The organism is Uliginosibacterium sp. TH139 (assembly GCF_002855595.1).
GTDB lineage: Bacteria > Pseudomonadota > Gammaproteobacteria > Burkholderiales > Rhodocyclaceae > Uliginosibacterium > Uliginosibacterium aquaticum.
Genome location: NZ_PKRR01000013.1, coordinates 37,717 through 46,932, shown reverse-complemented (window position 1 = coordinate 46,932; position 9,216 = coordinate 37,717). Strand labels below are relative to the sequence as shown.

Annotated in this window: 10 protein-coding genes; 7 read left to right on the top strand and 3 right to left on the bottom strand. The window is 58.8% G+C overall.

Annotated features, from left to right (window positions below; translation table 11 throughout):
* Positions 1–75: 75 nt before the first annotated feature.
* On the bottom strand, positions 76–825 hold the full coding sequence (locus C0V76_RS19105; RefSeq protein WP_101944508.1) for an aminotransferase class I/II-fold pyridoxal phosphate-dependent enzyme: 750 nt from the start codon (positions 823–825) through the stop codon (positions 76–78).
* 210 nt (positions 826–1,035) lie between these two features.
* Here C0V76_RS19105 and C0V76_RS19100 point away from each other — a divergent pair, with 210 nt between their 5' ends.
* On the top strand, positions 1,036–1,383 hold the full coding sequence (locus tag C0V76_RS19100; RefSeq protein WP_101944507.1) for a hypothetical protein: 348 nt from the start codon (positions 1,036–1,038) through the stop codon (positions 1,381–1,383).
* On the opposite strand, the gene C0V76_RS19095 is transcribed toward C0V76_RS19100, so the two are convergent.
* Together C0V76_RS19095 and C0V76_RS19090 are read right to left on the bottom strand one after the other, a co-directional pair.
* Positions 1,356–2,018: an alpha/beta hydrolase gene (locus C0V76_RS19095; protein WP_101944506.1), complete on the bottom strand. Its 663-nt coding sequence runs from the start codon at positions 2,016–2,018 to the stop codon at positions 1,356–1,358. The genes C0V76_RS19100 and C0V76_RS19095 overlap by 28 nt on opposite strands.
* A 70-nt stretch (positions 2,019–2,088) precedes the next feature.
* Positions 2,089–3,096: a sulfate ABC transporter substrate-binding protein gene (locus C0V76_RS19090; RefSeq protein WP_101944505.1), complete on the bottom strand. Its 1,008-nt coding sequence runs from the start codon at positions 3,094–3,096 to the stop codon at positions 2,089–2,091.
* Positions 3,097–3,732: 636 nt separating this feature from the next.
* Between C0V76_RS19090 and trxC the strand changes: the two genes are divergently transcribed.
* The 6 genes from trxC (at position 3,733) to C0V76_RS19055 (ending at position 9,173) form a co-directional block, all read left to right on the top strand.
* On the top strand, positions 3,733–4,158 hold the full coding sequence (gene trxC / locus C0V76_RS19080) for a thioredoxin TrxC (RefSeq protein WP_101944503.1): 426 nt from the start codon (positions 3,733–3,735) through the stop codon (positions 4,156–4,158).
* A gap of 7 nt (positions 4,159–4,165) precedes the next feature.
* Entirely contained in the window at positions 4,166–4,594 is a 429-nt protein-coding gene (locus tag C0V76_RS19075; RefSeq protein WP_101944502.1) for a DUF2141 domain-containing protein, read from the top strand.
* 38 nt (positions 4,595–4,632) lie between these two features.
* Positions 4,633–6,300 (top strand): FAD-dependent oxidoreductase, encoded by a 1,668-nt coding sequence (locus C0V76_RS19070; RefSeq protein WP_101944501.1) that lies wholly within the window; start codon positions 4,633–4,635, stop codon positions 6,298–6,300.
* A 137-nt stretch (positions 6,301–6,437) separates the two neighbouring features.
* The gene (locus C0V76_RS19065) at positions 6,438–7,142 is read left to right on the top strand and encodes a hypothetical protein (protein ID WP_101944500.1); all 705 of its coding nucleotides are present in this window, start codon (positions 6,438–6,440) and stop codon (positions 7,140–7,142) included.
* Positions 7,143–7,242: 100 nt separating this feature from the next.
* A complete protein-coding gene (locus C0V76_RS19060) occupies positions 7,243–7,932 on the top strand; it encodes an ABC transporter ATP-binding protein (RefSeq protein WP_101944499.1) in 690 nt (229 codons plus the stop codon).
* The gene (locus C0V76_RS19055; RefSeq protein WP_101944498.1) at positions 7,929–9,173 is read left to right on the top strand and encodes an FtsX-like permease family protein; all 1,245 of its coding nucleotides are present in this window, start codon (positions 7,929–7,931) and stop codon (positions 9,171–9,173) included. The genes C0V76_RS19060 and C0V76_RS19055 overlap by 4 nt, the downstream gene beginning before the upstream one ends.
* Positions 9,174–9,216: the final 43 nt, after the last annotated feature.

The window sequence follows — 9,216 nt, the reverse complement described above, 5'->3', positions numbered from 1 at the left end:
ACGGCGACATAGCCACGCAAATGGCATGTCTCCGATAGACTACGAAAAGCAGTATTTCATGAAGCTCGGAGCAGTCTAGGGAAGCCGGGGCGATTCACAGTAGCCGATCTTCCAGCCGGTGGCGTGAAAGGTCTTGCCGAAGGAATACACCGCGAAGCTGCGTGCACGCAGGGCTGGATGAGTCAGCACGCTCTGATGGGTCGCACCGTCGTAGATGAGGTGTTCATAGACTTCATCGGCCAGCACGAGCAGATCATGGCGCTCGGCTATCGCGGCCAGCGCATCCAGATCGGCCGCTGAAAACACCGAGGTCGCCGGGTTGTTCGGATTGTTGATCAGGATGAGTCGGGTTCGCGGCGTCACCGCGTGCTCCACTTGTTCCCAGTCCACCTTGAAGTCCGGTGCCATGAGTGCGATATGCACCGGTTTCGCGCCTTGCGCGAGAATGCTTGGGGCATAGCTGTCGTAGGAGGGATCGAGCAGGATGGCTTCGTCGCCCGCCTGCAGCACGCATGCAATGGCCGTGAACAATGCCTGGGTAGCGCCGGCGGTGACAGTGATTTCGCTGTCGGCATCGACTGCAATGCCATGCTGTAGCTGGAGTTTGGCGGCGATCACAGCACGCAGGGCAGGTAGGCCTGCCATCGGTGCGTACTGGTTGTGGCCGGCATGTGCGGCAGCGGCGAGGGCCTCCAGCAGGGCCGGGTCGCAGGGGTAATCCGGAAAGCCTTGCGACAGGTTGATCGCGCCATGCTCGGCGGCGAGTGCGCTCATCACGCTGAAGATGGTGGTGCCGACGGCGGGGAGTTTGGACTGGATGGGCATGCTGCGGATGAGGCGTGGTGAGAGGAGGAAAGTTTATACCGGTCGTGGCCGGGGGCTGGGCAGATGCTGATTCGCCGTGCGGTGTTCAGCGGGCAGGGGGCTGAAAGTTGAATAAGTACATCGTGATTTATTCGTTCGGCTCAGCGTGTGTGCCTGTTTACTATCAAGGAAACCCTCCACCCCTCTTCGCCATCAGGAGCTCTTCCCGCCATGCCAGAAGGTGTATTGAACACCCGTCAGATCAACGCATTGCGTGCCTTGCTGGAGCGGCGTGATTTCACGCCCGAAGATGTCGCGCTGCTGGACTATCACACGCTGTCACGCATGCCGGGAATCGGTGGCAAGAGTCTAAACATCATTCGTGGCTGGCTGGCCGCCAATGGCCTGGATCTGGCCAACAGCCCGGATGACTATCGCAGCAGCCTGCGCTTCTGTCGCTTGCAGGCGCGCCTCGTCAAAGCCCGGCGTTTGCTCGAGAAGAATGGTTATGAGGTGGCGCACACGCCCGTGGATGAGGAGGGCGGTGGCCTTCACACGACGGGTTTTTCGTCGCCATAGAGCCAGCGGTGCCAGTTCGCTTGCAGGCGCTGATTGAACTGGCGGGACTTCCGGGTGGCTGGCGTTTTCTTCCCTGCATCGAAGCGGAAATCAGGGTCCAGCGTACCCAGCGGCAGATCGGACTGCGTCTTGCGCAACTGCTCGAAGATATCGAGTCCTTCCTGCCATGCGCCAAAGCCTGAATCCACGTTGATATGCCCGGCATTGCCGAGATTGATCAGGCGTGCGCCCCACAGGTCTGCCCAGTAGGCGGCCTTCGTCAGGCGCATCCATGGGTCATTGCTGGAAGCCACGACGACGCTCGGGAACGCGAGTTTTTCGTGGGCGAGATAGCTGGCCACATCGAATTTGTCCGGGTCCGCAGGCGCCACAAACATGATGCCCGCAACCTTGTTCTGATAGCCAGTGGTGGCCAGTGCTGTTGCGAGGCAGCCGTAGCTGTGGGCGATGATCCAGACATGCCCCTTGGCGCGGTCCAGTTCATGCCGAATGGCGCCAGCCCAGCGCGGCAGATGGGGCGTGGCCCAGTCATCCTGTTCGATGCGCAGGGTGCCCGGGAGCTTTGTTTCCAGCCAGCTCTGCCAATGCTCGGGGCTGCTGCCATGCAGGCCCGGAACGATCAGGATTTTTGACATGGCGTAAGGCCCTCCGCAGGAAAGAGCGAGGCTGCACGCAGCCTCGCCTGGCTTGGAACAGCGCGTGCTGTCAGCGAATGCTGATCTGGTCGAAGACGCCGCCGTCAGCGAAGTGGGTCTTCTGGGCTTTCTGCCAGCCGCCGAAGACTTCGTCGATGGTGACCAGCTTCACCTTGGTAAATTGCTTTTCATACTTTTTGGCAATGGCCGGATCGATCGGGCGATAGTAGTTCTGCGCTGCGATTTCCTGGCCGACCGGCGAGTAGAGATACTTCAGGTAGGCTTCGGCCACCTTGCGAGTGCCGCGACGATCGACGACCTTGTCCACCACGGAAACCGGCGGCTCAGCCAGGATGGAGATCGAGGGCACCACGATGTCGAACTTGTCCGGACCGAGTTCCTTCACTGCCAGATAGGCTTCGTTTTCCCAGGCCAGCAGCACGTCACCGATGCCACGTTCGACAAAGGTGGTGGTGGCACCGCGGGCGCCGGAATCGAGTACCTTCACATTGCTGAAGATGTTCTTCACGAAATCCTTGGCCTTGGCATCATTGCCGCCCGGTTGCTGCAGGGCATAGGCCCAGGCTGCGAGATAGTTCCAGCGCGCACCGCCCGAGGTCTTGGGGTTCGGCGTAATGATGTCGACGCCCTTGCGGGTCAGGTCATTCCAGTCCTTGATGGCTTTCGGGTTGCCCTTGCGGACCAGAAAAACGATGGTCGAGGTGTAGGGGGAAGCGTTGTGGGGCAGGCGCTTCTGCCAGTCTGGGGGAAGAGTCTTGGCGATGCTGGCAATCTCGTCGATGTCGTAAGCCAGGGCCAGAGTGGTGACGTCGGCTTCAAGGCCATCGATCACGGCACGCGCCTGCTTGCCCGAACCACCGTGCGATTGCTTGATGGTGACGGTCTCGCCGGTCTTGGCTTTCCAGTCCGCCGCGAAGGCCTTGTTGAAGTCTTCGTAGAGTTCGCGGGTCGGATCGTAGGAAACGTTCAGCAGGGTGACGTCAGCCAGTGCCTGCGCTGCGCCGAGCAGGCTGAAGAGGGCGGCTGCGAGCACTTTCTTGCGCGGGGAGAACTTCATCGGGGTGTCCTTTCATTGTTGAGTGAGGCGACATGGACACTTTATGAAACACCGTTTATCAAGAGAACGAATAAAAATCGCATTGCTAATAACAAAATCATGCATAAGCAATGATCGCTTTTGTTCGCGGCAGCCCTGCGCACCCATTGACTCACGCCGAATGCGGTGAGCGATGCCCCCACATCAGGGCCAGCTTTATCCTTCGTGAAGGCCGCCTGAAACACCTTGCGGAAGAGAGAGGATGTGCGTGACCACCATGGCCTGGCCCTATGCCAGGCATCGTCTACTCGCAGCCTCAAGCTTGACTGTTCATTGACTAGATCTTGCTGATTCAGGGGTGCGACTTTGTCGGCGCAGACCTCCAGCTGTGCTGCCTGCTTGATGGCGTGAAACAGGAGCTCTTCATCTTGCTCGGTGAAATCCTGATTTTCCTGGACATGCCAGCGCTTGAACCGTATTCACGATCGGCGACTTTCACTTGTGTAGCCAGACTCCATGCCATCGCGAACTCTTCGCACTGACCGAACTTGCATATGTCATGGTGCCGGTAAGTGCTACTAGCTTTTGAGTTTTAAGATTGCTATATAACCAAATAGTAGAATAATATCGTCTTGGTTTGTCTACCGGAGAAGCGTGATGGAGATCGTGTGTATCCACTGCAAGGCCATCAACCGCGTGCCAGCCGGGCGTCTTCAGGATGGTCCGATCTGCGGAGCCTGCAAGCAGCCGATTCTTCCGGCTGAGCCAGTCGTGCTCACAGCAGACAGTTTTGATGCCGTGATTGCGCGTAATGGCCTGCCGGTGTTGGTGGATTTCTGGGCGCCCTGGTGTGGTCCCTGCCGGAGCATGGCGCCGATGTATGCTGAGGCGGCGCGCTTGCTGCATGGCCGTGCTTTGCTAGCCAAGCTGGATACCGAAGCCCAACCGACGATCGCCGCACGTTTCGGTATCCGCAGTATTCCCACCTTAGCCCTCTTCAAGGCCGGCAACGAAGTGGCACGCGAAGCAGGTGCCCGTCCGGCGCAGGATATCGTGCGCTGGGCTTCCCCTTTTCTAGGATGAGTGCACGATGAATCGCCTCTTCTCTGTTTTCTTTCTGTTCTGTGCGCTCACGGTGCAGGCGCAAACCCCAACCAGTGGCTCGCTGGAGGTCGAAGTGGCCGGTGTGCGCAATGCCAGTGGCAGCTTGCGGGCAAGCCTTTATCGTCCTCAAGACGCATTCCGCAAGGAGGCGCAGGCCTTTCGTGTGCTGGTCGTGCCGGCACAGAGCGGTAAAGCCTTGCTGCGATTTGAGGATGTTCCGCCCGGGTCTTACGCGTTGATGGCCTATCACGATGAAAATGCCAGTGGCAAATTGGATTTGCGCCTGGGGATGTTCCCGCTTGAAGGCTATGGCCTCTCCAACAATCCTGCTGTCTTCGGCCCACCCGCCTTTGCCGATAGCGCCTTTGATCTGCCTGCCACAGGCAGCCGGATAAGTGTCCAGTTGAAGTACTGAACGGCAAAACTTCCACTCACTCGCCGAAAGGATCTGCCATGAGCACCTCAAACCGATTGCTGATTATTGGCGGCGTGGCCGCTGGGGCCTCCTGTGCTGCGCGTGCGCGCCGTCTTGATGAGCATGCCGAAATCATCATGATCGAGCGCGGGCCGGACGTGTCCTTTGCCAACTGTGGCTTGCCTTATTACGTAGGCGGAGAGATCTGCGATCGCACGGCTCTTGCTGTACAGACTCCAGCCAGTCTCAAGAGCTTGCTGAATCTTGATGTGCGTACCGGTTGCGAGGCCGTGAAGATTGACCGAGCCGGCAAGCGCGTGGAGGTGAAGTATCTCGCCGATGGTCGCAGCGAATGGATTAGCTACGACAAGCTGATGCTGGCCCCCGGCGCTTCACCACTGCGCCCGGCGCTGCCTGGCATAGACGATCATCGCGTGTTCACGCTGCGCAATCTGCAGGACATGGACCGCATCGTATCTGCCACGGATGAAGGCATGCGTGCAGTGGTGATCGGCGCTGGTTTCATCGGTATCGAGATGGCTGAGCAACTGCGCCACAAAGGCCTCTCGGTTGAGTTGGTGGAATTGCAGACGCAGATTTTCCCGCAGCTTGATGCACCGATGACGGCACTACTCGAATCCGAACTGCGTCGTCACAACATAGGGATTACGTTGGGCGATGGCGTGGCACGTTTTGAGCCTAAAGAAAGTCATCTGCGCTGCCACCTGAACTCGGGCAAGGTGCTGGACGCCGATCTGGTGATTCTCTCCATCGGTGTCAAACCCGATACTGAACTCGCACACGATGCTGGGCTGGAGCTTGGCCCGCGCGGCCACATCGTAGTGAATGATTTCATGCAGACTTCCGACCCGTCGATCTACGCCGCCGGTGATGCGGTGCAGACCCGCGATCGCGTGATCGACAGCCCGGTCAACGTGCCCATGGGCGGGCCGGCCAATCGTCAGGGCAGGGTGGCTGCGGATCACATCTTCATGGCGGACAAAGCGCGCCCCTATCCCGGGTCGCTGGGTACGGCCATCGTGCGTGGTTTCGAGGTGGCTGCCGGCATTACTGGCTGGAGCGAAAAACGTCTGCAAGCAGCAGGCAAACCCTATGCAACGGTCACTGTGAATGACCAGCATCATGCTGGCTACTATCCCGGCGCCAAACCGCTCAGCTTCAAGATCTTGTGGGAGCCTAACAGTGGTCGTGTGCTAGGTGCCCAGGCCACCGGCTTTGAAGGCATAGACAAGCGGCTGGATGTGATGGCCACCGCGATTCTCGGCGGCATGACGATTGACGATCTGTGTCATCTGGAACTGGCCTATGCACCGCCTTTCGGCTCGGCCAAGGATGTGATCAACCTCGCCGGGTTCACCGCCTGCAATCGTCGTGACGGACTGGTGCGCCACATTACAGAATTGCCCACCGATCCACAGGTGCAGATCGTTGATGTGCGCCCCCAGCCCCTGGCTGAAGCCTTCCCGGCGCCCGCAAACGTGATCAACATTCCGTTTCCAACCCTGCGAGCCAATCTTGCCAAGCTGGATCGCACGCGTCCGGTCCTTACCGTCTGTGCTTTCGGAAAAATGAGCTACTTCGCGGCTCGCCTGCTGATACAGGAAGGTTTTGATGTGAAGAGCTTCAGCGGTGGCCTCAAGGCTAATGTTGATCCACGCTCACCCGCCAAAATGCCTACACCATGAAATCGGCGTGATGTGCATGCAGATGTTGCCAAAGTTCCCGTTGGCAACATCTGCTTACAAAGCAGGACAAACTGCTAACAGTTTTCTACCGGGGGGAAGCCACACTTCAGTTATCTACTGCTGACCGGAGAAACATCATGTTCAAGCCCGCCCTGATCTTCAGCTTTCTGCTTGCGACTGGGATAGCCAACGCTTCTGACCCCTTTACCGACGCCATGCAGAAGGCCTATGCGCCTTACCGCGCAGCGCTCTTCAAGACCAACCAGGCCTCACAGCCTGACGCACAACAAGCTATTGCTCAGGCACGCACAACCTGGGCCAGCATCCTCAAGCAATTCATGGTCAAGGCGCCGCCTCCTTACGACCGCGACACCCAGTTTGCCGATTCGCTCGCCGAGGTCAGCAAGGTATATGACAAAGCAGCTGCCGAAATCGACCAGGGGCAGTTAATTGAAGCGCACGAAACGCTGGAAGAAGCCCGTGATGTAATGGCCCAGCTGCGCGCTCGCAACAACGTGATCGTGTTCAGCGACCACATGAATGCCTATCACGCACAGATGGAGCATGTGCTGATCGAAGGCCCGAAGATTCTCGACGGTGCTAACGGTTTTCTGGAGCTCACCGCCCAGACAGGTGCGCTGGAAATGCTCGCCAACAAGCTCGCCAGCGAAGCCTCGGCAGATTTTCGCGGCAATGAAGAGTTCAAGGCTTCGTATGCAGCCCTTCAGAAGTCGGTGACAGACCTCAAGGCTGCCCTGTTCTCGCAGGACAAGGCTAAGGTCAAAGAAGCACTGGGAAAAATCAAAGCCCCTTATTCCAAGATGTTCATCAAGTTCGGCTGAGCAAGTTTTCGTAGGTACGACTTCAGTCGCACGCCAAGCTTGGAGGCGGGCTGAAGTCCGCCCTAGATCCGGCATCAGGAATCAAAACGGGAGACAAACCATGTCATTGATCCAAGCGACACACATCAAGAAAATCTACCGGGTGGGCGACATCGAATACCCGGCACTGAAAGACGTGAATTTCGAGATCGGCGAAGGCGCCTTTGCCGCTTTCGTCGGCCCTTCCGGCAGCGGCAAGTCGACCCTGCTGAACCTGATCGGCTGTCTTGATCACCCTAGCAGCGGAACGATGAAGGTGTATGGAAAAGACATTTCAACCTTGTCACGCAACGCCGCTGCCGCTTTTCGCGGCCAACATCTTGGCTTCGTATTCCAGGACTTCAATCTGGTACCGGTGCTGAGTTGTTACGAGAACGTCGAGTACCCGTTGCTGATGGTACGCGGCTGGTCCGAAGCGAAACGTCGCGAGCGCGTGATGCAGATGCTCGACGCGGTCGGCATGGCCGAGCAAGCAGACAAGCGGCCGGACCAGATTTCCGGTGGGCAAAAGCAGCGCATCGCCGTGGCGCGCGCGCTGGTGGGCGAACCCAAGCTGGTGCTGGCCGACGAGCCGACCGCCAACCTCGACCATGACACCGCTTACCGCATCCTCAATCTGATGAAAAAGATGCGCGACGACTTCGGCACCAGCTTCGTGTTCTCCACCCACGACCCGAAGATCATGAGCGAGGCCGAACTGACATTCGTTCTCGAAGACGGAACACTCCACCAGCAAGGAGGTGCAGCATGATTGCGACCCTGAAACTCTCGGCGCGCAACCTGATGCGCTATCAACGCCGCACCCTGCTCACGGCGGGCCTGATCACGCTAGGCGTGGTGGCTCTGCTGGTTTTTGTTGCTACCGCCGGCGCCTTCAAGCAAACCATGGTCGGTGAAATCACCGACAGCATGCTCGGCCACCTGCAAGTCCACCGCAAAGGCTATCAGGCCGCAACCGACAACTCGCCGCTGAACATGAACCTGCAGCCTAAGGCCAGCGACAAGGTTGAAGAATTCCTCAAGGCAGATCCGGATGTGGTGGCCTACTCGAAACGGGTAAAGATGGGCGCCATGTTCTCCAACTACGCCGAGACCAGTGCGATCCGCCTCAACGGCATCGAACCCGAAGCGGAAGACGCCACCGTGCCCGCTCTGCGCAAACGCATTCTCGATGGCGACAAGACCGGTGTACTGGTCAAGGAAGGCGAATTGCTACTGCCCACCTTGCTGGCCAAAGGCCTGAAGGTGAAGGTGGGTGACTCGGTGGTGCTGGTCGTCACCAACGCCTCCGGCTCGGTCAATGCCCGGCCCTTCACGGTGCGCGGCATCCTCGATCAGGTGACCGGCCCCGGCGGGCGCGATGGCTACATCCACATCAAGGATGCACGCGAGTTGCTGCGCATGGACAAGCCCGAAGTCATGGAAATCGCCGTGCGCCTCAAGAGCCTGGACGGGCTGGAGAAAGTGCAACAACGCCTTGCCAGTCAGCTCGACACGATCAGAAACAAGGAAGACAAGCCGGCCACCGAACTGCATACCTGGAAGGAGTTGTCGCCCTTCTCCACCATCGTGAAGATGATCGACCTGATGACCCTCTTCATCCGCGTGATGCTGATCGCCATCGTGCTGGTGAGCGTGATGAATGTGATGCTGATGGCCGTGTATGAGCGCATCCGCGAGATCGGCACCCTGGCCGCCATCGGCACCAAACCCGGCAAGATCATGGGCCTGTTCCTCGGTGAAGGGCTGCTGCTCGGGCTGGCTGGTGCGGTGGTGGGGGTGGCCATCAGTTACGCGCTGGTCGCCGTGTTCCATGCCTGGCCCATCGAATTCACCTACGGCCGCAGCCAGCTCTCGTTGGTGCCGGATCTGGCGACGGGCGAAGTGCTGCTGGTGCTGTGCCTGGCGGTGCTGGTGTCCGGCTTGGCCAGTCTGCAGCCGGCTTGGCGTGCAGCGAATATGGACCCGATTCAGGCGCTGAAACACGTGTAACTGGGCAAGTGCGGCTTGAGCCACACACCCGATGTAGATAGCC